General features: G+C 52.0%; 19 protein-coding genes. 10 read left to right on the top strand and 9 right to left on the bottom strand.

The genetic code is table 11. The features are described 5' to 3' along the window. Positions 1–81 precede the first annotated feature (81 nt). The gene (locus ACL02P_RS08465) at positions 82–1,332 is read right to left on the bottom strand and encodes a methyl-accepting chemotaxis protein (protein ID WP_412837101.1); all 1,251 of its coding nucleotides are present in this window, start codon (positions 1,330–1,332) and stop codon (positions 82–84) included. Positions 1,333–1,581: 249 nt separating this feature from the next. Here ACL02P_RS08465 and ACL02P_RS08460 point away from each other — a divergent pair, with 249 nt between their 5' ends. Further along, entirely contained in the window at positions 1,582–2,034 is a 453-nt protein-coding gene (locus ACL02P_RS08460) for a MarR family winged helix-turn-helix transcriptional regulator (protein WP_260071716.1), read from the top strand. Next, positions 2,024–3,544, top strand: a complete 1,521-nt coding sequence (locus ACL02P_RS08455; protein ID WP_412837100.1) for a DHA2 family efflux MFS transporter permease subunit — start codon at positions 2,024–2,026, stop codon at positions 3,542–3,544. Before ACL02P_RS08460 ends, ACL02P_RS08455 begins: the two co-directional genes overlap by 11 nt. A gap of 88 nt (positions 3,545–3,632) precedes the next feature. On the opposite strand, the gene ACL02P_RS08450 is transcribed toward ACL02P_RS08455, so the two are convergent. From ACL02P_RS08450 to ACL02P_RS08435, 4 genes are all read right to left on the bottom strand, one after another. Then, positions 3,633–6,074, bottom strand: a complete 2,442-nt coding sequence (locus ACL02P_RS08450; protein ID WP_412837099.1) for a GH36-type glycosyl hydrolase domain-containing protein — start codon at positions 6,072–6,074, stop codon at positions 3,633–3,635. A 102-nt stretch (positions 6,075–6,176) separates the two neighbouring features. Next, positions 6,177–7,229, bottom strand: coding sequence for a LacI family DNA-binding transcriptional regulator (locus ACL02P_RS08445; RefSeq protein ID WP_412837098.1), 1,053 nt, complete (start codon positions 7,227–7,229; stop codon positions 6,177–6,179). A 98-nt stretch (positions 7,230–7,327) separates the two neighbouring features. Beyond that, on the bottom strand, positions 7,328–8,245 hold the full coding sequence (locus ACL02P_RS08440) for a molecular chaperone DnaJ (protein WP_412837097.1): 918 nt from the start codon (positions 8,243–8,245) through the stop codon (positions 7,328–7,330). Between the two features lie 171 nt (positions 8,246–8,416). Beyond that, complete coding sequence (locus tag ACL02P_RS08435; RefSeq protein ID WP_412837096.1) at positions 8,417–9,304, bottom strand: NlpC/P60 family protein; 888 nt, start codon at positions 9,302–9,304, stop codon at positions 8,417–8,419. A gap of 105 nt (positions 9,305–9,409) precedes the next feature. Between ACL02P_RS08435 and ACL02P_RS08430 the strand changes: the two genes are divergently transcribed. Both ACL02P_RS08430 and ACL02P_RS08425 read left to right on the top strand, forming a co-directional pair. Further along, a complete protein-coding gene (locus ACL02P_RS08430) occupies positions 9,410–10,672 on the top strand; it encodes an MFS transporter (protein ID WP_260071712.1) in 1,263 nt (420 codons plus the stop codon). A 130-nt stretch (positions 10,673–10,802) separates the two neighbouring features. Continuing rightward, on the top strand, positions 10,803–11,795 hold the full coding sequence (locus ACL02P_RS08425; protein WP_009222939.1) for an aldose 1-epimerase: 993 nt from the start codon (positions 10,803–10,805) through the stop codon (positions 11,793–11,795). Positions 11,796–11,894: 99 nt separating this feature from the next. Here ACL02P_RS08425 and ACL02P_RS08420 read toward each other — a convergent pair whose 3' ends face one another. Beyond that, positions 11,895–12,251 (bottom strand): LytTR family transcriptional regulator DNA-binding domain-containing protein, encoded by a 357-nt coding sequence (locus ACL02P_RS08420; RefSeq protein ID WP_009222940.1) that lies wholly within the window; start codon positions 12,249–12,251, stop codon positions 11,895–11,897. Between the two features lie 173 nt (positions 12,252–12,424). Here ACL02P_RS08420 and ACL02P_RS08415 point away from each other — a divergent pair, with 173 nt between their 5' ends. After that, entirely contained in the window at positions 12,425–13,519 is a 1,095-nt protein-coding gene (locus tag ACL02P_RS08415) for a lactonase family protein (protein ID WP_412837095.1), read from the top strand. An 88-nt stretch (positions 13,520–13,607) separates the two neighbouring features. Further along, positions 13,608–14,684: an AI-2E family transporter gene (locus ACL02P_RS08410; protein WP_009222942.1), complete on the top strand. Its 1,077-nt coding sequence runs from the start codon at positions 13,608–13,610 to the stop codon at positions 14,682–14,684. Positions 14,685–14,769: 85 nt separating this feature from the next. Here the strand turns inward: ACL02P_RS08410 and ACL02P_RS08405 are convergent, their stop codons facing one another. Continuing rightward, a complete protein-coding gene (locus tag ACL02P_RS08405) occupies positions 14,770–15,312 on the bottom strand; it encodes a hypothetical protein (protein ID WP_009222943.1) in 543 nt (180 codons plus the stop codon). Between the two features lie 141 nt (positions 15,313–15,453). Between ACL02P_RS08405 and ACL02P_RS08400 the strand changes: the two genes are divergently transcribed. Then, positions 15,454–16,482 (top strand): FUSC family protein, encoded by a 1,029-nt coding sequence (locus ACL02P_RS08400; RefSeq protein ID WP_036643723.1) that lies wholly within the window; start codon positions 15,454–15,456, stop codon positions 16,480–16,482. Between the two features lie 266 nt (positions 16,483–16,748). Continuing rightward, positions 16,749–17,906 carry a DDE-type integrase/transposase/recombinase gene (locus ACL02P_RS08395; protein ID WP_412836780.1) on the top strand — a complete coding sequence of 386 codons (1,158 nt, stop codon included), beginning with the start codon at positions 16,749–16,751 and terminating at the stop codon, positions 17,904–17,906. 304 nt (positions 17,907–18,210) lie between these two features. Here the strand turns inward: ACL02P_RS08395 and ACL02P_RS08390 are convergent, their stop codons facing one another. Then, positions 18,211–19,713: a transposase family protein gene (locus ACL02P_RS08390; protein ID WP_412836758.1), complete on the bottom strand. Its 1,503-nt coding sequence runs from the start codon at positions 19,711–19,713 to the stop codon at positions 18,211–18,213. Further along, entirely contained in the window at positions 19,706–20,620 is a 915-nt protein-coding gene (locus ACL02P_RS08385; protein WP_412836711.1) for a DUF4338 domain-containing protein, read from the bottom strand. Before ACL02P_RS08385 ends, ACL02P_RS08390 begins: the two co-directional genes overlap by 8 nt. Positions 20,621–20,806: 186 nt before the next feature. Between ACL02P_RS08385 and helD the strand changes: the two genes are divergently transcribed. After that, entirely contained in the window at positions 20,807–23,152 is a 2,346-nt protein-coding gene (helD, locus tag ACL02P_RS08380; protein ID WP_412837094.1) for an RNA polymerase recycling motor HelD, read from the top strand. Between the two features lie 81 nt (positions 23,153–23,233). Further along, positions 23,234–24,499, top strand: a complete 1,266-nt coding sequence (locus tag ACL02P_RS08375) for an MFS transporter (protein WP_412837093.1) — start codon at positions 23,234–23,236, stop codon at positions 24,497–24,499. Positions 24,500–24,546 lie beyond the last annotated feature (47 nt).

The raw sequence follows: 24,546 nt of genomic DNA, 5'->3' as shown, positions 1-24,546 counted from the left end.
GCTAGACTCCTCATATCTTATCGAAAAAAAGAAAAATAACCCAGCCCCTATGCAAAAGGGACTGGGCGGTGGGTGGTTCGATTAAAACTTGAAGATATGTATCGTCTTCTGCAGCTGGAACACGGCATTTTTCATCGCTTCGGCCTCTTCGGCCATCGCGCGGATCGAGGTAATCTGCTCGTTCATGGATGCCGAGACTTGTTCCGTGCCTGCCGCGGATTCCTCGGTGATGGCGGAAATGTTCTGAATCGCCGATGAGATGTTCTGCGCACTCTCCAGCATCTCCTCGCTCTCTCTGGCGAATGCGGCGATTTCCTCACTAATATACTGCACGCTTTGCACGATCTCTTGGAAGATTTGCTCTGCTTCCCGGATCATTTCGCTTTGCTGCCGGACAACTTCTTCATTGATTTTAATGTTCTGTCCAGCTTGCTTCACGTCTTGTTCGATGCTGCGAACCAGATTAAATACCTCTTTGGTTGAGGCGGTGGATTCTTCAGCCAGCTTGCGAACCTCGTGGGCAACCACGGCAAACCCGGCTCCATGTTCGCCCGCCCGCGCCGCTTCAATCGAAGCGTTCAGCGACAGCAGATTGGTCTGTTCAGCAATTTCAGAGATGGTTGCCGTAATTTTGGTGATCCCCTGCGCGTTTTTCGCCAAAGCCTCGATGGACTCAGCCACTTTCTCAGTTGCTTCGATGTTCTTGCGCATCCCGCTCGCTTGACGGGAGACGGACTCACGTCCACGCTCTACCAATTGAATCATTTCTTCGGAACGCTGATTCATCTCACGGGAGGCTTCGGTGTAATTGCTCACCTTCTGCTCAATCTCGCCAATCGCGTCCTTCATGCCGCTGACATCTTCGGAGATGGCGTTGGCACCAAGAGCCAGCTCGTTGGAGGAGTGGGTGACTTGGGTCATGACTTCAATCAGCTCCTGGTTGCGGTCGGAAATCCTCCGGCTGGAATCCATTACCTTGCGGGTGATATCCGACGTTTCCTGGAGGATCTTGCGCAGCTTGTCCACCATGCTGTTGAAGGAGCGGCTGAGATCATCCATGCCTCCGGATTCCGAAATTCGACTGGTAAAATCCCCTTTGGCGATTTTGGCCGAAGCGCTGGTGATATCGTCGAATGAATCCGTAAGCGCTTTCTGGAGGTAACGCGAAAGCGGGAAGGTAAGCGCTGCCAACACGACGATCAGCAAGATACCGATGACGATATGTCCCAGCAGGATGAAGGCGAGCAGCGATGGTACGGCAAAGAGCGCGGCCACAAGATAACAGGCAGCGGAGATCTTTCCGGATAAGGGAAGTCGGTTGAACCATGTCATGGGATTCATGTCCTCCTTAAGTAATAGGTGAATTCTACCATGATTATATCATTCAACACGTCAGGGGTATAGAATGAAATCTTCCGCGAAATGCTATCCGAAGGTTGAAAATCATCCAATTTTGTCTATTGATAATATTTGTGATACCCATATTGACAATAAACTTGATGCTCTGTTAAATATAGTAATGGATTGTTTCGCATACGAAATATTAAAGAGTAGAACTAAGTGTTAAAGGATGAGCACCGTTTGGACCAGAAGCAACGCATGCATGAGATCGTGGAATCCTTCCGCGAGGTGAAGAGAGCCTTTTACCAATTGCTATCCAAACAAGCCGAGCCCTTCGGCATCACCGGCATCCAGTTCATGGCCTTAAAGCGAATTCATCATCATCCGCAAATCGGGGTGACGGAGCTTGCCGAACAGATGCGGATGGGGAACAGCACGGTCAGCGGCGTGATTGATCGTCTGGTCAAAGCGGGGCTCGTGGAGCGCGGACGGGTGGACAGCGATCGGAGGTCCGTGTTCTTGCAAATCACCGACAAGGGAATGGAGGTATATCGGAAGACGGACCTCGAATATACCCGGGCGTTCTCGGCGGTCCTGGAGGCAGCGGGGGAAGACATCGACCAGATGCTGCAAACCCACCGCAAAATTATCGCATCCTTAGAGAAAGTGAGAGAGGAAACCTATGAACAGTAATACTGCTGCTGTACCGGCCGTTAACTTCAAGAGATGGCCGATTGTAATGGCGCTATTAATCGGGGCATTTGTGTCCCTCCTGAACCAAACCTTGATGAACGTTGCCCTGCCGAAAATGATGGACGACTTGGGCGTTGGAGCGACGACGATCCAATGGTTAACGACTGGATTTATGCTGGTGAACGGCGTTTTGATTCCGATCAGCGCCTTTTTGATGGAACGATTTACGACACGGATGCTGTTTATTTCCGCCATGGTTTTGTTCTCGGCGGGCACATTCATTTGCGGAATCGGTTCTAACTTTGAAATGGTGCTCATCGGGAGACTGGTGCAGGCGGCCGGCGCCGGTGTGCTGATGCCGCTGATGACCGTCGTCTTCCTGACGATCTTTCCGATTGAGAAGCGCGGGCAAGCGATGGGGATGATGGGGATCGCCATGATCTTCGCCCCTGTGGTTGGACCAACGCTCTCCGGCTGGATCATTGAGCATCACCCATGGAATGTTTTGTTCTGGATTATTTTCCCGTTTGCGGTTCTTTCGATTATTCTTGGCGTAATCTTTATGAAAAATGTAACCCAGGTTGGTCGTCCGAATCTGGACGTACTGTCGATCGTCTTGTCAACGCTCGGCTTTGGCGGCATCCTGTATGGATTTAGCGAAGCTGGCAGCACCAGCTGGGGCGAGACGGATGTCGTCGTCAGTCTGATTGTCGGCGTGATCGCCTTGGGCTTATTCTTGTGGCGTCAATTGAAATCCGATAAGCCGCTGCTGGAGTTCCGCGTCTTCCGCTACGATATGTTTACGCTGACGACGATCATCAATGTGGTGATCACCATGGCGCTGTATGCGGCGATGATCTTGGTGCCGATTTACCTGCAGAACATCCGCGGCTTCTCACCTGTGGAATCCGGACTGTTGTTAATGCCGGGAGCGATCTTGATGGGGATTATGTCGCCGATTACCGGAATGATCTTTGACCGGATTGGCGCCCGCTGGCTGGCGGTCATCGGCTTGGCGATCACCACCGTAACAACCTGGGAATTCAGCAACTTGACCATCGATACGACGTACACTCATCTCATTTTGATGTACACCGCCCGGATGTTTGGGATGTCTATGCTGATGATGCCGATTCAAACGGCGGGCCTCAACCAACTCCCGGCGCGGCTGAATGCCCATGGCACCGCGATGTCCAATACGCTGCGGACCATCTCGGGAGCATTGGGGACCGCACTTCTCGTGACGATCATGTCCTCGCGTGCCAAGGATAAGGCGGCCGAAATGATTCTCGCGGCCGGAATTAATCCGAAAGACCCGGCTAACGCCCAACAAGTCGCCTTGATCACTCGGGATGCGACGATCAACGGGATTGATTTTGCCTTTGTCGTGGCGACGGGGATTACGCTGGTGGCTCTCATCTTATCGTTCTTTATCCGCAAAGTGCAGGTAAATAAAGAAGGTCAGGGAACTGGGAAAGAGGAAACCGGCATGAAACCTGCGAAGGCTTAATGAGTTCTCCCATAATTAGAAAAGGTACAACCACTCGATTGGAGCAGTTGTACCTTTTTCATTTTCGCACCTTATTGAGAACAGGGGCTTACCCAAGCTCAACCTCGACTTGGTGAACGCCGCCATCGCCAGCCGGCGGAATGATGTTGCCTTGAATTGGCTGGCCATCCACCGTAATGCTGACCACGCCTTTTTCCACATGATTCGGGTTGCTCACGCGGATGACGTACGTGTCCCCCCGGAAGACGCGGGTGATTTCGAATCCGTCCCATGCCGATGGAATGCAAGGATCCACTTTCAGTCCCTTGAAGTCCGCTTGCACGCCAAGAATGGCTTGCGTGATCGCTACGTAGTTCCAGGCTGCCGTCCCGGTGAGCCAGGAGTTCTTCGCTTCGCCGTGACGTACGGCGTCTTTGCCGGCAATCATCTGCGAGTATACATACGGCTCCATCCGGTGGATTTCGCTGATGTCCTCAAGGTAGGCCGGGGCGATTTTTTTGTAGACTTCAAACGCCCGATCACCGTGGCCCAATACGGTTTCCGCGATCATGATCCACGGGTTATTATGGCAGAAGATCCCGGCGTTCTCTTTGTATCCTGGCGGGTAACTGGAGATTTCGCCCAGGTTCAGATAATACTTCGAGTACGGTGGCTGCTGCAGCACGATCCCGTATTTCGTATCAAGGCGCTCCTCAACAGAAGCAAGCGCTTTGGCGGCCAGGCCTTCTTCAACGCCAATACCTGCCATGACGCACATGCCTTGCGGCTCAATGAAGATTTGGCCTTCAGCGTTTTCTTTGCTGCCGACTTTCTCGCCGTAATGATCGTAAGCGCGCAGGAACCAGTCGCCGTCAAAGCCGTGTTCCAGCGTCGTTTTACGCATTTTCTCCGTCCAATCCAGCGCTTCCTTCGCTTCGGATTCCAGCCCGCGGATCCGGCAGATTTCAGCGAAGTCTGGGCCAACGAAGACGAACAAGCCGGCGATAAATACGGACTCCGCGACGCGGCCTTCGATGTTCGCGGTCGTTTGGAACGATTCACCCGGCTCCTTGGAGAAGCAGTTCAGGTTGAGGCAATCGTTCCAGTCTGCGCGGCCGATGAGCGGCAAGCCATGCGGTCCCAGGTTGTGTACGACGTGGTAGAAGGAACGCTTCAAATGCTCGAACAGCGTTGCGGTATTGTCTGGATTGTTATCGAACGGTACCTGTTCATCCAGGATACTGATGTCGCCAGTCTCCTTGATGTAAGCCGCCGTCCCCAGAACGAGCCACAATGGGTCATCGTTGAAGCCGCTGCCGATTTCGTTATTTCCTTTCTTGGTCAGCGGTTGATATTGGTGGTACGCGCTGCCGTCCTCAAATTGCGTAGCAGCGATGTCGAGAATCCGTTCGCGAGCCCGTTCCGGGATTTGATGCACAAAGCCTAGCAGGTCCTGGTTGGAATCGCGGAAGCCCATCCCGCGGCCAATCCCAGATTCGAAATAGGAAGCCGAACGGGACATATTAAACGTCACCATACATTGATACGGATTCCAAATGTTGACCATGCGATTCAGTTTGTCGTCGCTGCTTTGGATTTGATACTTGGACAACAGGCCGTCCCAGTACGCAGCAAGATCAGCCAAAGCGCGGTCAACGTCGGCGTCTGTTGCGAACTTCTCGATCATCTCAAGCGCTGGTTTTTTGTTGATGACGCCAGGGGATTCCCATTTCTCTTCTTCCGGCACTTCTACGTAACCGAGTATAAAGATCAGGCTTTGCGTTTCGCCTGGAGCAAGCTTCAGCGTCACTTCATGCGAGCCGATCGGGGACCAACCGCTGGCGATGGAGTTGGAAGCTCTTCCGGCAACAACAACCTGCGGTTCGTGCAAGCCATTATACAGCCCTACAAACGATTCGCGGTCCGTATCAAAGCCATCGATGTCGCGGTTCACAGAATAGAAGGCATAGTGATTGCGGCGCTCACGGTATTCCGTTTTATGGTAGATGACGGAATCCAGCACTTCGACTTCGCCGGTGCTCAGGTTGCGTTGGAAGTTAGTCATGTCGTCCTGAGCGTTCCACAGGCAGAACTCGGCAAAAGAGAAGAGAGAGACCTTCTTCGTCTCGGTACTCGTATTTTTCACCGTTAAGCGATGTACTTCACCGTTGTAACCCAGCGGAATAAACGCCAGTTGCGTGACCGAAATGCCGCCGCGTTCTCCGGTGATCGACGTATAGCCCAAACCGTGCCGGCATTCGTAGAAATCCAGCTCGCGTTTGACCGGCATCCAGCCCGGTGTCCAGAAATCGCCGTTGTCATGGTCGCGGAGATAGTAGTAACGTCCACCGGTATCCAGCGGAATGTTGTTGTAGCGATAGCGGGTCAAACGACGCAGGCGCGCATCGCGATAGAACGTGTAACCGCCGGCCGTATTGGAGATCAGACCGAAAAATTGCTCATTTCCAAGGTAGTTAATCCACGGGTAAGGGGTTTGCGGCGTATGAATTACATACTCTTTACGCTGATCGTCAAATGCTCCAAATTTCATGAACAGGAACTCTCCCTTCGTTTGTGAACGCGCGTTTATTATCATGAGAAAAGGTTCCTCCGGCGATCGTTAAAAGATCGGGGAGGAGGGTAGGGTGTTTGGTTATTTCGCCGGGGGTTGACAGGAATCCCGGATCACCAGACGAGTTGGGAAGCTGACTGTGCTGAAGGTAGGTTGCTCCGCTTCGCAAAGCTCAATCACTTTGAATACGGCAGCCTTGGCCATCTCATCGATGGGCAGCCGGACGGTCGTCAGCTTCGGCGTAACCCGGGAAGCTAACTCGACATCGTCAAAGCCGATGATCGACACTTGCTCCGGAACGCTGATCCCTTTTTCCGCAAACGCTTCCATTGTTGCGATGGCCATATCGTCGTTAGCGCAGAATATGGCGGTTGGCCAATTTCCTTGCTCGATCAGTCGATGAGCCTCGCGGTAGGCGCTGTCCTTCAGAAATTCGCCTTCAAGGACATACGCTTCATTTAGCGGCAATCCGTGCTTCTTAAGCGTGTGCTCATAAGCTAAGTATCGCTCACGGCCCGAGTACGTATTCATGCTGCCTTTCAAAATGCCGATGTCACGATGCCCAAGTTCAATCAAATATTCAATCGCTTGGACCGTGCCTTCGTAGTCATTGGAGTTGATGACTGCCAGATGATTTTTGTTCAGGCGTTCGGTCATAATTTCTGCAATGTCATAATCGACGAGCACTAACGGCGCTTCCTGATCCACCATTTCCCGAACCAGCTCGATGTCCTTCTGCGTACCGACGAGAATTCCGCCATCAATCCGCTTCTGCAGGAACGCTTGCTTCACCTTTTGGAAGTCGCCCGGCGAATAAACGGTATGAATCAGTACATAAAATCCGCGGGCATTGGCCGTGTCGACGACCATGTCGACGATTGGGGCAAAGTAGCTGTTCTGATAGATGCGGCTAGTATCTTCTTTCTCTGTCATGCTGATGGCGAACAGGCCGATCGTATCCGTCCGTTTGCCGGCGAGCGCCCGGGCGAAGCTATTCGGCTCGTAATGGTGCTGCTCAATGACGCGGAGCACCTTGGCCCTGGTCGCTTCCGGAACGTTCGGATAGTTGTTGATCACCCGTGATACGGTGCTGCGGGACACCCCGGCCAGTTTGGCGATGTCTTCACTGCGCATAAAGGTTTGTCCCCACTTTCGTAAACGCGCGTTTATAGGGTTATTTTATAGCATCCCCTGCAATTAATCAATTATGAAATATGCACAAAAAAAGGCGGCTATTCCGCCGCCTTCGGGACATTCTCCAAGTAAGTCTTGATCATTGTGATCGCTTTGTCTTTGTTCTTCGCATCGACGCGGAGCGAAATAATTAAGTCTGTATAACCTAACGGCAGATCCTTGACGAGACTGCTGTTGGTAACTTTAATGCCGTACACATGCTCCGTATTGTCTTCATCGGACACATCCTTGACAAGGGAGTCCTCCGTCAGAAAATCCTTTAGTTCTCCGTTAACCAAATCGTCAAGGCTGAGGAAGGCGCCGCCATTTGATAACCACTCAAAGGTAGGTTCATCGGTAATATAAATATCCGGACTTGTAGAAGCGATCACGGCCATCGCCTTTTGCTGATAAGCGATATCTGCAGTCGTCAGGGCTTCTCCTTGCATGGGTAAGTACAGCATTTCAATTTCCACCCTTTGGAATCCGGGGATTTGTGCTGTCATCGCTTGCTCTAGAGCGTCGACACCGCCGTTCTGGTCATCGGTCATATAATTGCCCGCCATGATGATCGACAGATCGATCGGAGGCAGGGCGGCCAGCCGTCTTTGTTCCTCGAGATGATTAAGATAAGCGTTAGTCCCCCAAATAATTGCTGCGATAGCGATGATTCCAATAATCACATAATTGCGATAAAGCCGGAAAAAATCGTCAACCTTCTCGGCGGTCCCTGCAAACTTGCCCCACTTCTCATAACGCCTGCGGGTTAACTCCGCGAGCTTGCGCTGTTCCTCCGTCTCCACGATCCGCTTGTAAGCCTGGATCTTACGCTCGATTTCTTCGGCTTCGCCGGGATCGAGGTTACGTGAACGGGATCTGCGCAGCAAAATGTCGAATTCTCTCTCCAGTTCTTCGCGGGAAGCGTTTTCGGGCAGTCCAAGCACCTCATAAGCCTGTTTCAGATTGTCGTTGTCCATCGTCTTTCTCCTCTAAATCCATCAGGTTTTAAGTATAAATTATTATATGGAAAGTGATGCCTACTTTCATTATACTTTGTATTTGTATCGAAGGGAAATCGCTGATTGGCAGGAAAAAAGCCGGGTGAACCTTACGGTTTCCCGACCTTAGCTTTAGGCTCTGGGGCAGAATTAACGAACCCGGCGCATGGAAAGAATCACCGTGCTCCAGTACCCGCTGTCCAGCGGGCTGATTTGAACTCCGGGTTCCCCCCAGGTATGAATAAACTTGCCGTCGCCGATATAGATGCCGACATGGCCTGGAATTTTGTCGGATTGAAACCGGCCGGGGACTGTGAAGAAGATCAAATCTCCCACTTGCAGTTGATCCCGCGTCACCGGTACGCCTTCTTTGGCTTGATCCCGAGCCAGCCGCGGCAAATCTTGGCCAAACTTCTTAAAGACATGACGAGTGAAGGACGAACAATCGAACGCTTTGGACTGTTCGTAAGGTGCGGCGCCAAATTCATAAGGTACGCCCAAAAATTGCTTGGCATAAGCGACCATTTCATCCTGTTGATCGGCGACGCTTAGAACTCCGTATCGGCTCGTTCCTGTCTGCGGTGGAATATTGCCGTCCGCCGGGGTAATGCGGTCAAAGCTAAGCTTTCCCGTGCGGGAATCGATCTTCGCTTTGGTTTGCAGCAGGGCGGATACGGCATCCATCGTCATATAGAGCTGACCGTTCTCACGCACCGGCGCCTGAGGCAGAGCGATCGGCTGTCCGAAGGAGATCGCATGCCTTTGGCTGGGCTGAACGGTAAACATCACATCGGTATAACCGAGATTGGCGCTGTCACTGTTCTCCTGCAATCGCAGGCCAAGGCTCTGAGCCACTTGCGTTAACGGCACCCAGGTTGTGCCGTTGGATTCGGTGATGGCTTCTGTTCTCACCGGGGAATTGCCGGATGGAGGGACAGCATTCGAGCGGAGCCGATCCTGCTGGCCGCAGGAAGTGATCATGGTCAGCGGCAGGGTCAAACAAACAAGGAACATCCCAAACCTCAAGGAAATCCGCATAAGATCATTAGCACTCCATTCATTTAGATTAGCGAATCACTTGAAGTATGTAAAAAAAGAGACAGAACTATTCGGAGAGAGAAATCAAAGGAGCATCCATCAACAATGAAGAGCAATATTATGCAAAAATCGTTTGTATCGAGAAAGCCGTCCCGCCAGCGCCGCAACTTGGCGATCGCGACCTGGGAGGGCGTGCCCTCCACGATCTTCCAAACGTTGCTTGGCGGTCAGTTCCTGACGGGATTTCTGCTGTATCTCGGGGCGAATTCAGCGCAAATCGGCTTTGTCCTGGCGATAACGACTTTCGTGAATATTGCTCAAATCGCCGTTGCTTTTCTCATTCAGCGATTAACCAGCCGCAAATGGGCGCTGGTGCTGTTCGTTGGGCTGCATCGCATTCTGTGGGGTGCAACGGGCCTTGTTCCGTTTGTTTTACCGCGCCATTATTGGGTTGCCGGATTTATCGCTCTATATATCGCGGCGTTTATATTTAATACGGTTGGAGCGATGCTGTGGAACTCGCTGATTAGCGATATTGTGCCGGCCCGCGTACGGGGAAGATATTTTGGAATCCGTAATACGTTTCTTAATGCGCTGAACACGTTGGTGATGTTTTTGGGTGGGATGGTGCTGGACCATTATCCGGCGGCGCAGGGGTTCTTTTACTTATATATCGTGATCTGGATTTGCGCGATCGCCAACATCATCGTGTTTATGTTCTATCCCGATGCGGCTTTCGAGCGCTCAGCGGAAAGCAAGTTTATGCCGATGCTGCGTAAACCGCTCCAGGACGGAGCCTTTATGAAAGCAACGTTGTTTCTGGCCGGCTTCCTGCTGCTGCAGAACCTTGTCGTGCCGCTGTACTCGTACGTGATGTTGGAGCTGCTGCACATCAATTATCAGACGATCTCGCTTTTAAATGTGACCCAGACGGTCTTTATGATGGGAAGCTTTTACGTGTGGGGGAATCTGAATGCGCGTTACAGCAATCGTCGCTTGCTGTTCTGGACGCTACCGATCATTGCGCTGGCGATTCTATGCTGGGGCGGACTGTCCGTGTTGCCTGTGCTGCCTGTGCTCTTCCTGGCCCATATGATATTTGGGGTTGGCGTCGGCGGATTTAACCAACTGGCCTTTAACTTTATGATTGGCGACACGCCCAAATCGGAGCGTCCGATGTATATGGCGATGTATTCGGCGATCACGGGGGTGGCCTCTTTCTTTGGTCCGCTGCTCGGCGGGCAGGTGTTGGAATGGATTGAATCGTGGCCGATGTGGACGCAAATCTTTGGCATGCAACTGTTCGTTGGGGCGTCCATGATCGTCTTGGCTGCAAGCTTGGGTCGCAAAATCTTGCGCGATGCATGATGTAAAGCGGATGGAGACAACATGATAATTTGCGACCCTAAAGCTGTTGTGATGGACAGGGGTGACTTTTGGAGGCGCTTTAAGGTATATTACAAGATGAGCGCTAAGCAATGAAGGGAGATTACCATCCATGGCACAAAGAACGGCTTATGAAGGCACTTATCAAGGAGAAAAAGCAGTTTGGCTCAAATCCGGGCGTTATGAGGCGGTGATGCTGCCGGAAATCGGCGGCAATCTGATCGCTTTCCGCGATGTCGAAAGCGGTTACCGTTTCTTGCGTGAGCCCGGTGAACAGGAGATGGAGGCGTTCAAAAGCAATCCCGGCGTCCACGGGATCCCGGTGCTGTTCCCGCCCAACCGTTATGAAGACGGACAATTCCCGTGGAAAGATGAAGTTCTTCAATTCCCGGTGAACGAGGCCGCAACTCACAACCATTTGCACGGATTTCTACATACGACGGCCTGGGAGGTTGAGGATTTCGGACAGACCCCGTTGGAAAGTTACGTTTCTGTCAAAGTGTCGGTTGACGAGAACCACGAGGTGTATCGGTACCTTCCCTTTAAATTTACAATGCGGCTGAGATATTCGTTGAGCGATGATGGCTTGGCTCAGCAGGTGTTCATCCGCAATGACGGCGACAAAGAGATGCCATGTCTGCTAGCCTTCCATACCGCGGTGAATGCACCGTTTGCGCCTGAAAGTACGGCAAAGGATTACAAGGTCAAGCTCACGATCGGGCAGCGTTGGCAAATGAGCGAGCGGATGCTCCCAACCGGATCCTTCCAGCCGCTGACAGATGAAGAAGAGCAGATGAAAGGGGAAGGCGTCTATCCGTTCTTCGCTTCGATGGATAACCATTACACGGCGGTACCGCAAAACGGCAGAAACCGGATGGAGCTGACCGATACGAAGCTCGGCAAGACGCTCGTGTATGACGTAGGGACCTCCTACAAGCAATGGATGATTTGGAATAACGGGGCGACGGAAGGCTTCTTCTGTCCGGAGCCGCAGATCAATCTGGTGAACGCACCAAAGTCGAATTTACCGGCAGAGGAAATTGGTCTGTTTAGCCTGCTTCCCGGCGAGATTTGGGAGGAACGCGCCCGTCTATACGTGAAATAAGAGGGACAACGGAAAAAGCAGCCGACCCGGCCGTCTACGACGGTGCGAGTCAGGCTGCTTTTTGCCTTTGGCCGCTTGGCAGGTCAGTTCAGCGGAGGGTTAGTTCACTCCGGCAGTGACTTTGCCGCGTTGAGACGGGATCAGCCGTTTCAATTGCTCCAGATTACGTCTGGGGACCGAAATCGTCTTGATCCCATGCCGTTCATCCCGGAACCAAACAACGTTATCGCGAATTTCCGAGACTTGGGTCAGGTTCACATAGCAGTTCGTGCTGATGCGGTAAAAGCGAGGGTCTGAGATCAACTTCGAGGTCTGTTCGGCGGATAATCTCTGTTTAATACTGTAATTCCGTCCATGGAAGCAAACCAGTCCGTGAGCTCCGATCTTGAAGAAATACGTCTCGTAAGGATTAAGATCCTCGTAGACGCCTCTTTCTTCGAGTCCGACGTTCATCATTCCAAATCCCCCTTTAGAAGATGCTTTCGGAAGCGCTTACAGTATATCATATTTTATCTGGTTTGGGTAGCTGGCCTCATTTCAGTTTCAAATTTAACTTTATCCCGGGCGAGACTGGACTTTTTGGGTGAATTACGGAAAAATATAGGGGACATCATTTAAACAAGCTTCATATGAAGGAGGAATTTCATTTGTCAGTCTCACAACAACGATTGCTGATATTTGTGGGATCGTATGCTGAAGCGAGCGATCCCGGAGTTTACACATATGAAATGGATTTGGACGCAGGGGAGCTCCGTCTCCTGGATCAAGCGTCCGGGTTAAAGAACCCCACATTCCTGGGCATCCATCAAGATTCCCGCAAGGTGTACGCGATTTCCGAAACGACCTTGGGAGGGGAGCGGATCGGGGAAGTTGTTGCGTTTGATGTGGATGCGGGCGGCCAGCTTCGTGAATTGAACCGGGAAGTGACGATTCGCCCTTCCTCCTCGCATATTCAACTTGACCGCAGCGGTCGATTTGCCGCCGTATCGGGGTATCACGGAGGGAACGTTGGCCTTGTGGCACTTCAAGCAGACGGAACCGTGGGCAAGTTGGTTGACGAGCGCCAGCATGAAGGGCAAGGGGCTGATCCGGTGCGCCAAGATCGTCCGCATCCCCATTCTGTTACTTTCAGCCCGGATAACCGATACGCGTTGGTGGCCGACTTGGGGTTGGACCGCATTTTCGTCTATTCGTTTGAACCTGAATCCGGACAGCTGGTTTACCGAAGCGAAGCGTCTACGCCGCCGGGGGCTGGTCCGCGACATCTTGCATTCCATCCGAACGGGCAGTGGCTTTATTCCATCAATGAAGTGAATTCCTCGATTTCTCTTTTTTCTTATGATGCAACAACCGGAGAGCTGGCCTTGCAGGACACCGTACCCACGTTGCCTGCTGATTATACCGGGGAGAACACCACGGCAGAGGTAGCCATTTCGGCAGACGGCCGTTATCTGTACGGTTCCAATCGCGGCCATGACAGCTTAGTGCAGTTTGCAATCGATCCGGAGAGCGGACGGCTTACCTTGGTTGAACATGTCTCCAGCGAAGGCGGTCATCCGCGGCATTTTGCGCTTACCCCGGACGGTAAACATCTGATTGCGGCGAACCGGGATAACAACTTGCTGGCTGTCTTTACGGTTGATCCCGATAGCGGACGCTTAACGTTTACCGGCCGAACCGTATCCGTATCCAAGCCGGTTTGCGTAAAGCCGGTATGGTTCTAACTATTTTATTTGCAAAGTCTTAACGGCTCGCTTAAGATTAACGCAGGGGAATACCCTCCAGTAACTGTGAAGGAGCCGTTTGTGACTCATGACGTTTTTTAAGGAACTGTTTCAAATGGCGGGATTCCGCAGGGTGCTTGCCCTGCTGTTTGTCGTCCTCGTTTTGTATTTCGCCCGCAGTATGCTGAATATGCTGCTCATTACGTTTATTCTGACGTATTTAATCAATCGGCTGCACAATTTCATCAGCCGGAACGTAGCCAAGGTGATTCGCATCAATCGAACCGTCACCGTGCTGTTTATTTACGTCGTGCTAATTACCTTGCTTGGTTCCGCCATCTACTATTATATGCCGGTGCTGCTTACCGAGCTGACCGACTTGGTCAACCAGGTGATTTCGTTCTATTCGAACCCGCCGGTGCTCCCGGATAACCCGATTTTGAATTACATCGTGGAGTACTTGAAAGATATCGATCTATCGGCATATATTAACAACGGGTTTACGTTCTTGCTCAGCACGCTGACGGATATCGGCGAATGGAGCTTAAATCTGTTCATCGCGATCGTACTCAGCTTGTTCTTCCTGCTGGAGAAAGAGAAGGTCACGAACTTTGCCGTCCAGTTTCGGGAAAGCCGGATCGGAGGGTTGTTCAAGGAGCTGGAGTACTTCGGTCGCAAATTCGTTCAGTCCTTCGGCAAAGTGATTGAAGTGCAGTTTTTGATTGCAACGGTAAATGCGGTATTATCGACCATTTTCCTATGGATTTTAGGGTTTCCGAATCTGATCGCCCTGGCGATCATGATCTTCCTGCTAGGGCTTGTTCCAGTTATGGGGGTTATCATTTCGCTGATTCCGCTGTGTGCGATCGCTTTTAAAATTGGCGGATTGATCAAAATCGTCTATGTCCTCATCATGATCGCGCTTGTTCATGCAGTTGAAACGTACTTCTTAAACCCGAAATTCATGTCCAACAAAACGCATTTGCCGATTTTTTTCACCTTCCTCATTCTGCTGGTCTCTGAGCATTTCCTTGGGGTCTGGGGACTGATCGTTGGTGTACCGATCTTTATCTTCCTGCTGGATATCGTTGAGGTTCCCGTAGGAGGGACTCCACATAAAGCGGTAGGACCTGCAGTGGAGACGGGGGCGCCGGAAGAGAAATAAATCGTTAGATCATGCAAAGCCGCTGAGCGTACCTTTTAGGCCGCCCAGCGGTTTTTTCACGGTTGTCCGTAGTTATTCACCTGGGTTAGTGAACCATATGGCTCCAGTTGACCTTGTTATTTTGGTAATCCGCTGCAGGCTGTCCCGGTATCCGGTCCTTCCAGTTGCGGTTGATGACCTTCTTCAACTTGTCCGGAAGCTTGGACTTCATTTTGTCCGCTTTTTCCTGGTCGATTTTGCCCTCAGCCAGCGCTTTGTCGATATTCCGGTTCGCGGACTCGGTCAGCTTCTTCAGATATTCCTCTTCGCTCCAGCCTTTCTCGGCCTGCACGACTTGCAGCAATGTCTTGCCTTGCTTCAGTTGGTCTACCAGGGCTTTGGGCTCGATTCCCAGCATTTCGGCCGTATCTTTGACGATGTGACCGCCGCGGAAATGGCCGTGCGGGTGATGCTTATGCGGCTTGGTTTCCGTCTGCGACGGACTTGGACTCACCTGCGGCGTTTGATCCGCCGGAGCGCCGGTTTCCGCATATGCGGTGCCCGCCGTAGCAGCCGAACCGGCAGCCAGCAGAAGTGCAAGGGTCAATTTGCCAGCCATCGGTTTCAAGTTCTCCATAAACATGGACATTTTTCACCTCTTCGTATAGAATTATTTGGTCCTTGCCTTTATCAGTTTTGACCAAAAACAGGCAGGATATCTGAGATGAACCTTAATATTTGTTAAAATTTTGCTTAAAATAAATGGAATGTGCTGGGGGACGTAGGGGGAATGGAAGTGACATTTGGCGCAAGAATGCTAAAAACGGGGGTTGCGGTTACACTGGCTTTATATGCCGGTACTTTACTGGGATTATCCTCGCCGGTGATCGCGGCGATCGCCGCGATTTTTGCCATGCAGCCGACCATTTATCGTTCCTGGCGTTACTTGATCGATCAGCTGCAGACGAATACGCTTGGGGCCGTGTTAGCGATGCTGGGCGGCATGGTCTTCTCCAATGAACCCATCGCCGTAGGGCTGGTTTGCATTCTAGTGATCATGATCTGTCTGCAGCTGAAAATGGGGGATACGATTGGCATTACACTGGTTACGGTCGTGTCCGTGATGGAGGCGTCAGGCCAGTGGGAATTTGCGTTAAACCGTTTTCTGTTGAGCTTAATTGGTATTTTTTCAGCTTTTATTATCAACATCGTCTTGTTCCCGCCCAAACCAAAGGTACAGTTCGAGCAACAGGTCCGGCAAACGTTTGATCGGCTGTCGCTGCTGCTAAGAACGGCGATTTCCGATGAGATTAAGGAAGCGGTGTTCCGGTCCGATAAGCGTAAACTTGAGGATACCATCAGCCAATTAGCAGATAAGTATAAGCTGATGGAGGAGGATCAGAAGAAAATCAAAGCACCGAAATTTAGCGACCATCGTCAACTTGTGGTGTATAAGCAAATGCTGCGCACGCTTCGCCAAGGGCTTGAGGTGCTGAACGCGGTGGAGCAGCATTATTTCCAGGCGGCTCGCACGCCGGAATTAAATCAAGAATTTGACGAGCATCTGGAGAAGCTGACCAAATTCCACGAGCATGTCATGCTGAAGTTTGATGACAAGCTGAAGCCGGGCTACTGCGAATCGATGCAATTTGAAACGGAAAACGACGAATTCCTGCGGCGGATGCTGGACCGATATGCAGCCGAGCGCACAGGCGTGCTGCGCTTATCGATTGTGTCAGCCGAAATGTATGAATACGGTCACCAATTGGAGCGGCTCAACCGGTTGGCAGATCACTCCACAGCAGCGACCGGCGATTAATGGGAATAACAAAAAAAGTCCTGCCTTTAAGGCAGGACTTTCATGTCATTCATCGTGTAAACATAGATTGATAAGTAAAGTTCATCTTGGTACAATAAAAGATAGACTATCAATCGTTGTTGCAGATCAGATTTCATCCAAATCAATTATAACATGCTTTTTATCATTTGTCAAGATATCGCGATCACTCAGTTAAAATGTTACTAAAGAGGCATCGGTTCACTCACATCGAAATGTTACCGAAGGGATGTGTTTTGAAACTGAGCATGAAAACACGACGTGAAGTAATCCGTACCTTGGCTGATCAATACATGAGAGCGAAATCGCGAAATGAGAAATCTGCAATCCTTGACAACGCCGTGAAGGTGCTGGGTTGCCATCGGAAGCATGCGATCCGCGCTCTCACGAACCCTCCTGCGCTGACGCCAGCGAAATCGAAACGTAATCGGCCATTAGCTTACCAGGAGGCGATGCCCGTCATTGAGCGCGTTTGGGAAGCCCTGGATTATCCTTGTGCCGAGCGACTGCATCCTGTTCTGCTCGATACAGCCCAGAGCCTTGCCCGGCACGGTCACCTGCACCTTACCGACCTTATCATATCGCAGTTGCAAAAGATCAGCCGCCCGACATTGGCGCGCAGGTTATCCACACTTCGTTGTCCAAAAGCCAGACCAGCTGTCAACAAGCGAAAGCCGCTCGCCGAACTCCGTTCACAAGTGCCCATGATCGCCTACGATTGGGATGAAACGCGTCCGGGCGCGCTGGAAATCGATTTGGTCGAACACAACGGCGGATCGTCGCTCGGCCACTTCGCCTATACGCTGACTGTGACCGACGTGGTCTCCGGCTACACCCGCAGACGCGCGCTGCTGGGCAAATCCCAACTTGCCGTGCTTCGTGAGCTCAAGCACATCATCGCGGAGTGGCCCATGCAGCCTTGGGGGATCCACAGTGACAACGGCCAAGAGTTTTTAAACGCCCATTTGAAAACCTTCTGCGCTTCGAACAACATTCGTTTCACGCGCAGCCGCCCTTATCGCAAAAACGACAATGCTCACGTGGAGCAGAAAAACGGCTTTCTCGTCCGCCAGTTGGTCGGCTACGAACGCTATGACCGCCCGGAACAGGTGGAGTGGCTCAACTCCATCTATGCTCTGCATGATCGGTACTTCAATTGCTGCCTGCCCACTCGCAAGCTGATCGGCAAGGAGCGTCGCGGAGCTCGTGTAAAGAAAACATTCGACACGGCCAAAACACCCGTTGCGCGGTTAATCGAATTGGGCGTGCTACTACCAGAACAAACCGGGCGGTTACAGGCGTATCAGACTTCCCAAGATCCGCTTGCATTACACCATCAGTTGGAAGCGCTGCTTTCCCAACCCGTGACGTCTGCTTCCGCTACGCAACCAGTGGAGGCTGTGTAACAGCCTCCACTGGGTAACAAAATTACGTGAGTGAACCATTATCCTTCGGTAACATTTTTATATGAGTTGACACGGATATCAGCTGTAGATACACAGCTGACGCATGAAAATGTTTGTAGGTCTTGCGAATGGCTAAAATGCCGTTTTTACGGGGTATCCTATGAACTTTTCCGGAAAATATCCGGCTGTACGGCTGCATCACAACCTTCTCGTGATGTACTTTCTTCTTTGAGCGTACTTTTTTTCCTTATAATGGACAGACGTGTTGCGTCGCACTCTTGGATTCTTTATGCACATTTGCAGGTCATGAAGCAAAACGCAGGTACCTCTTCTGTTCCTGAAGTTCCCGCATCCGTACGAGGTCTAACCACGGACTCGCAATCGTTTCCCGCAGCAGCCGAAGAAATCCGCGAATGCCGAACTGAGAAGTTAATGCCGCCACAACTTCAACCAGTCCGGCCAGTTCATTCATCAAATGGGCCAGATGCATAAGGTAGTGGTATCCTCTCATCGCGTTCCAATCATAGGCGAAAACATGCTCGTACTGGTACCCTTGCCGTTTCTCTTGCAGGATGTCGTTCTCCAGTCCCCAGCGGCTCCGGGCCATCACGTTGCAACGCACATGCAGGTTGCGCTCATGGAGCGGTTCGCTGGAAAGCCAGGCATGGCGGGAGGTTTTCGTGACGATCTTGGCCTGCTCATCTGCTTCTTCCCACGTTTCTTCACAGACGACGACGTGTACGGTCTGCTTCAACCGTTCATTGGAGCCATAAACGTATTCGATGTCATTCGTATACCGGAATGTCTGGGCTCTCCCCTTCCAAGTGCGGGTGACGGTCTGCTCCGGATGGAGCTTCATGAGCGCATGTGCTTCCTTCCATACGCTCAGCAGCGAATCGTTCTGCAGCACGATCATAAATTCCCACCGGTTTTTGCGGCAAAGCGCCATCACCGGACCGTTGGCATACAAGCCATCCAGCAGAAGCGTCACGGGCAAGCGGGGAAACGCCGCTTTCAGTCGTGCCGCCAGCCGGTAAAACGCCTTTAATTCACAATCCTGTTTGCTGCTCCCTTCATCGACCGTGTTATCCAGAAATTCGCTCATCAGCGGCAACACCAACCCGCTGGGAAACACCAGCTTCGCTTCCAGCAGATACACATAGTATTCCGGCTCTTCTTTGCCGCCCGGTTTCCGGTGCAGTTGCTCTTCGGACAAACACGTTTGCGTCACCAATTTTTGTGTGCCGTCTACCGCGATCAGATATCGTTTCTTCACCAGATCGTTTCGAAACTTTTTGCTTCGGATGAGCCGCCGAAGCAGCTTCAGGTGCGCCTGCTCAATCTCCTGTACTTCGATCCGCTCCAGCAACCGGCACAGCGTATCGTGATGCGGCAAACTTTCCAGTTCGGGAAACAACGCCTTTAGATTCTCGTACAGCACAGGACGGCTCATCTCGCGTCCGGCTTCCCGCCGCGACGCATATTGAAACACAAACGCCAGTATCCCGTACAGCATCAGCACGGTGAGCTTGTGCTTGACTTTGTTGGGATGGCGCGGATCCTCGATCTTCCCCAGGTCATGCAGCAGCCCCGGCAGCAGTTGCCGGAATACGTTCAGGGTTCCCTCCACCGCCTGCTGTCTTCCCGCCTTTTCCTCTTCCGGCGTCTTCCATATGCTGTTGCGATTCGGAAGCGTTGCTTTACGCGGCATGGCTATGCCCTGCTTCTGCTGACGGACTCGGAGCATCTTCTGGCTTCTTCTTTTGGCTTTGCGGCGTAACTGGGCTGCGGACACCGGTTTACTCATCCCGCTCACCCCCGGATACGGGCAGCGAACACAGCTGCGCTCGAAAATCCCGCCGCAGCGGATAGACAAAGATGCGTTTCCGGCTTAGCGCATGCTCGTGTGTTCGGTCCATGCGCCCCCGTCCGGCGGTAAGACCAAGATCGATCCAATTGGCCGCCCGGTAACACGTCCCTGCGTAATGCGCCGTGTCCACGAATGTCTCCAGCAGTACGGGTGCATAGCCGTATCGCTCCTGCCAATCGACGACGATTTGGCATGATGCTATCGCCAGCGCTTTGCTCGCCAGGTTCTTGATCTTCACCCATGGAAAGATGAGAAACCGAGTATTGTTCACGACCAGATGCAAACGCTGGCTGCGGTCTTCCCTGCTCCAGCCAATCCAGTTGTCGCGTTCAGCCAAGGCCCATGCCGACGCAGAAAACAGCAGACATCCGAGCCGACGCTTCGGTTCGGCGCTTGACCAGATAAAGTAGCGCTGATGGGCGCCAAACGGGCGTTTGTAGCCCAGCATGTGGTAACGTTCAATGAAACTGTTCCAAAGGCGAACATCGGCTTGGTCTTGAACGGGTTCCAAAGCGATTGGGGCATATTGAGATACAGTGCCGGAAAGAACTGCTTGCTCCTGAAGTTCATCACTTTGCGCGAAAGGAACATAAGGATTACGAACGACCGTCTTCCGCTTTGCCGGAAGAACAATCTCACCCTTGGCTTCCAACTTCTCAAGCAATGCCATACAGGCATCTCGCTTATACTTTCCGTTAGGAGCGAACCATTCAAGCCCCTCACAGATGGTATGTGCCAACTCTGTTCGGGTTAAGTGCTTGAACCGGCGTACGATGTACTTGATATCTTCCAACTCTTGCTTGGTAAATATCCGTCCAGCTAACAGCTCCGAGTCCTGAGTCATAAAGATTTCGCCCCCCCCCACAGGTTCCCACACTATTATCGCATAGTGTTTTTGCCTTGTCCAGCACGGGATTGCGAAAAAGTTTTTTCGACGATCTATGAAAACCCGCGTCAAATGTTACATCTCAGTTTCATGCGTCAGTACTGCTGTAGATAAAGTTAGATGTCATTCAAGGGAGCGATTTAATTGGACCATACAGATCAGGCATGGCAGGAAGAACAGCGCCGCGTGGAGTACGTGGCCGACCAAATCGACGCCAGAATCCGCAAGCTGGAGCGGGAGGTTGGCAGCGTACGCGGCGATGTCGTTGAGATGCGGAAGAACTTTTGGGACGAAGTAACGGTGAACTTCAGCGAAGCGGATGATGTCGGTGAAACGTCAACTAGCTTACGGCAGCAGTCCCAGGTGCTCGCAGAGCGGGAGAAAAGCCACCAGCATGCCTCTATCGCGTTGGGGAAGCTGAAACGTCTAAAGCAGTCTCCTTATTTCGGGCGCATTGATTTCGCTGAAGACGGCGAACCGGTGGAAGCCATCTATCTTGGGATTGCTTCATTGCTCGAAGAGGGGGATGAAACGTTCCTCGTCTATGATTGGCGTGCCCCGATTTCCAATCTCTATTATGACAGCGTTCCGGGTCCAGCTTCCTATGAGACGCCGTCCGGTACGATCAAAGGGACGATGACGCTAAAACGTCAGTTCGTGATCAACGGGCGCCGCATCAGGGTGATGTTCGACACCGGCGTCACGATTGGCGACGAGCTGTTGCAGCAGGTGTTAAGCCGCAGCTCTGATGCGCAGATGAAGAGCATCGTGGCCACGATCCAGCGTGAGCAAAATAAAATCATCCGCAACGATCGCAGCCGGATGCTGATCGTGCAAGGGGCCGCCGGCAGCGGCAAGACATCGGCCGCCTTGCAGAGGGTCGCTTACTTGCTTTATAAGCACCGCGAGGTGCTGCAAGCGGATCAGATGATTTTGTTCTCGCCCAATCCGATGTTTAACAGCTATGTTTCAACGGTGCTTCCGGAGCTGGGCGAAGAAAATATGCTGCAAACGACGTTCCAGGAGTATCTGGAGCATCGGCTTGGAAGAGAATTTCAGCTTGAGGACCCGTTTGTACAAATCGAATTTGTCCTCTCTGCTCCTGAGGATGAGGCTTATCAAGCTCGGGTCAGCGGAATCCGTTTTAAATCGTCGGTACAGTTCCTGCATGCGATCACGCGGTATAAGGAACTGCTGGAGCAGAAAGGGATGATCTTTAAACCGCTCCGCTTTCAAGGCAAGGAAATTGTTGGCGTGGAGGAAATTGCCCGGCAATTTTATGCTTATGATCCCGCGATCCGGCTGGCCAACCGTTGTGAGCTGTTAAAAGATTGGCTGCTGAAGGCCATCGCGGCCTTTGGTAAGTCCGAGCTGGATCAGCCTTGGGTAGAGGAACAAATTCAGCTGCTGGATGCAGAGGACTACCAGCGGGCTTACCAGCGCATGCGGCGCAAGCAGCATGGTAAAAGTCCTTCATTCAGCGATTACGAGGATGAGAAGACGATTTTGGCCAAAATGGTTGTCAGCGATCGTCTTAAACCGCTCCGGAAATGGGTCAAATCGCTGCGGTTCGTTGATGTGACGCGTCTATATATGCAGCTGTTCAGCGACCTGACGATCTTCCGGGAAGTCCATCAAGAAGAGCTTCCAGATCAGTGGGAAGATATCTGTGAGCAAACGCTGCAGAAGATTGCGAGGGGCGAGCTGTTCTATGAAGATATTACGCCTTTCCTCTATTTAAAAGAGCTGCTGCTTGGCTTCCGGTCCAACACGTCGATCCGTCACGTCATTATCGACGAAGCGCAGGATTATTCGCCGTTCCAGCTGTTCTTCCTGAAGCGGCTGTTCCCGCGGGCCAAAATGACGGCGCTCGGCGACTTGAACCAGGCGATTTATGCTCACGCCTCGGTGCTTCAGCAGTCTTCTGTATTCAGCGATTTGTACGGTGCGGAGGAGAGCGAGTTGATTACGCTGGAGCAAAGCTACCGTTCCACCCGCCAAATTGTTGAGTTCACCCGCGAGATGATCCCTGGCGGGGAGGCGATCGTTCCGTTTAACCGGGAAGGCGAGATGCCGGAGGTTCACCTGGTTGACGATGCAGATAAGCTCCACGCTTCGCTGGAGGCAACGATCGGTCAGCTGCGCGCGGACGGATATGAATCGATTGCCGTCATCTGTAAAACGGCGGAGGAAAGCAAGCAAGCCTACGATCGGCTTAGCGCTAAGCTGCCGGCCAAGCTGATCAAGAAGACGACGTTATCCTTTGAGAAAGGGGTTCATGTCATTCCGGCGTATTTGGCCAAAGGTGTGGAGTTCGATGCGGTACTGATTTACGACGGTTCCGACCGGAAGTACACGAGAGAAGCCGAACGGAAGCTGTTTTATACGGCCTGCACAAGAGCGATGCACTTGCTGCGCATTTACTCCGTAGGCGAACCTAGCCGGTTTATCCGGGGAGCTTCGAAATCAACCTATATTCTGGTTCCTTGACAGCGGTATAATTTCGGCTAAATGTATCACACTAACCGGGTCTGTTTAAACTTCATTCGTGAAGGGTGGCCTGATGGTTAGATGCTCGGCAAAAAAGGCGATTTGATTGCATTGGCCTCCATACCGCTTATTATGACGCTGGGAAATTCCATGCTGATTCCGATATTGCCACAGATTGCCCGTGAGCTTCATGTCAACTCCTTTCAGGTCAGTATGCTGATCACCGTGTATGCGGTGGTTGCGATCTTGCTGATTCCGATTGCCGGCTATCTTTCCGATAAATTCGGCCGTAAAGCGATCATTGTGCCCAGCTTGATTATCGCGGGAATCGGCGGCTGTATTTCTGGCGTGGCGGATTGGTTTGTGAACGGGCTGGCCGTATACTGGCTGATCCTAGGCGGTCGCTTCCTGCAAGGGATCGGAGCGGCTGGCGCCTTCCCGATCGTGTTGCCGCTGGTCGGCGATCTGTATGAAAGTGAGGAGGAAGTCAGCCACAATTTAGGCTTGATCGAAACCTCCAATACGTTTGGCAAAGTGCTCAGCCCGATCTTAGGTGCACTGCTTGGCGCTTGGATCTGGTATGTGCCGCTTCTGTCGATTCCGGTATTATGTTTGATCTCGCTATTGCTGGTGCTGTTTTTGGTGCGGGAACCGAAAGATCGGGAGAAGGCCAAGCCGCTGAGGGAATTTATCTCTGCCGTCAAAGCGGTGCTGAAGCAAAAAGGCCGCTGGCTGTATGCCATCTTTGCGATCGGCTGCATTTCGATGTTCCTGTTGTTTGGCGTGCTGTTTTATTTGTCTGAGCAACTGGAAGCAAAACACGGCCTGGACGGTGTGATCAAGGGGTTGGTACTGGCGATTCCGCTGGCAGCTTTATGTCTGGCTTCTTATGTGACCGGGAAAAAAATCGGCAAGGACAAAAAGCTGATGAAATGGTCTGGCGTCGCAGGCTTAATCCTATCGACCGGCGCCTTATTTGGCATCGGCTTTTTCAACAACATCTATTTTGTGATCGTTTGCCTGATCGTCTGCGGCGCTGGTATCGGCATCGTCCTGCCCAGCTCCGATGCCTTGATCACCGAAGGTGTCGACAAGGAAATGCGAGGTATGATTACTTCACTCTACAGCAGCATGCGGTTTATCGGTGTATCGGCGGGGCCGCCGGTGATGTCGTTGCTGATGAAGGCTGGCCATATGACGATGTTTTTCGTCATCGCCGGAGTGTCGCTGGTGGCGGTCATCCTGCTGCTGACGATGGTCAAGCCGGAATCCGGGCACGGTGGCGCAATCAAGCCCAAGGAGCCCCGAAAACGTACGAAAGTGGTAAAGGCTTTCCATCACAGCTAGGCATAAGGGCATGGACTCTCGGCAGCAGCGGACCGATCGGTTACGCT

It is taken from the genome of Paenibacillus sp. MB22_1 (assembly GCF_047200555.1).
Lineage (GTDB): Bacteria > Bacillota > Bacilli > Paenibacillales > Paenibacillaceae > Fontibacillus > Fontibacillus phoenicis.
This window is presented reverse-complemented; position numbering and strand designations above follow the sequence as displayed.

Bases quoted from the DNA above. Each gene is read 5' to 3' on its own strand.
- ACL02P_RS08445 (WP_412837098.1), bottom strand. From the start codon at position 7,229: ATGCGCAGTGAAGACATCGCCAAACTGGCCGGGGTGTCCCGCAGCACC.
- ACL02P_RS08465 (WP_412837101.1), bottom strand. From the start codon at position 1,332: ATGACATGGTTCAACCGACTTCCCTTATCCGGAAAGATCTCCGCTGCC.
- ACL02P_RS08430 (WP_260071712.1), top strand. From the start codon at position 9,410: ATGAAGAGCAATATTATGCAAAAATCGTTTGTATCGAGAAAGCCGTCC.
- ACL02P_RS08405 (WP_009222943.1), bottom strand. From the start codon at position 15,312: ATGTCCATGTTTATGGAGAACTTGAAACCGATGGCTGGCAAATTGACC.
- ACL02P_RS08385 (WP_412836711.1), bottom strand. From the start codon at position 20,620: ATGACTCAGGACTCGGAGCTGTTAGCTGGACGGATATTTACCAAGCAA.
- ACL02P_RS08420 (WP_009222940.1), bottom strand. From the start codon at position 12,251: ATGATGAACGTCGGACTCGAAGAAAGAGGCGTCTACGAGGATCTTAAT.
- ACL02P_RS08395 (WP_412836780.1), top strand. From the start codon at position 16,749: ATGAAAACACGACGTGAAGTAATCCGTACCTTGGCTGATCAATACATG.
- ACL02P_RS08455 (WP_412837100.1), top strand. From the start codon at position 2,024: ATGAACAGTAATACTGCTGCTGTACCGGCCGTTAACTTCAAGAGATGG.
- ACL02P_RS08410 (WP_009222942.1), top strand. From the start codon at position 13,608: ATGACGTTTTTTAAGGAACTGTTTCAAATGGCGGGATTCCGCAGGGTG.
- ACL02P_RS08450 (WP_412837099.1), bottom strand. From the start codon at position 6,074: ATGAAATTTGGAGCATTTGACGATCAGCGTAAAGAGTATGTAATTCAT.
- ACL02P_RS08425 (WP_009222939.1), top strand. From the start codon at position 10,803: ATGGCACAAAGAACGGCTTATGAAGGCACTTATCAAGGAGAAAAAGCA.
- ACL02P_RS08375 (WP_412837093.1), top strand. From the start codon at position 23,234: ATGCTCGGCAAAAAAGGCGATTTGATTGCATTGGCCTCCATACCGCTT.
- ACL02P_RS08400 (WP_036643723.1), top strand. From the start codon at position 15,454: ATGGAAGTGACATTTGGCGCAAGAATGCTAAAAACGGGGGTTGCGGTT.
- ACL02P_RS08390 (WP_412836758.1), bottom strand. From the start codon at position 19,713: ATGAGTAAACCGGTGTCCGCAGCCCAGTTACGCCGCAAAGCCAAAAGA.
- ACL02P_RS08440 (WP_412837097.1), bottom strand. From the start codon at position 8,245: ATGGACAACGACAATCTGAAACAGGCTTATGAGGTGCTTGGACTGCCC.
- ACL02P_RS08435 (WP_412837096.1), bottom strand. From the start codon at position 9,304: ATGCGGATTTCCTTGAGGTTTGGGATGTTCCTTGTTTGTTTGACCCTG.
- ACL02P_RS08415 (WP_412837095.1), top strand. From the start codon at position 12,425: ATGAAGGAGGAATTTCATTTGTCAGTCTCACAACAACGATTGCTGATA.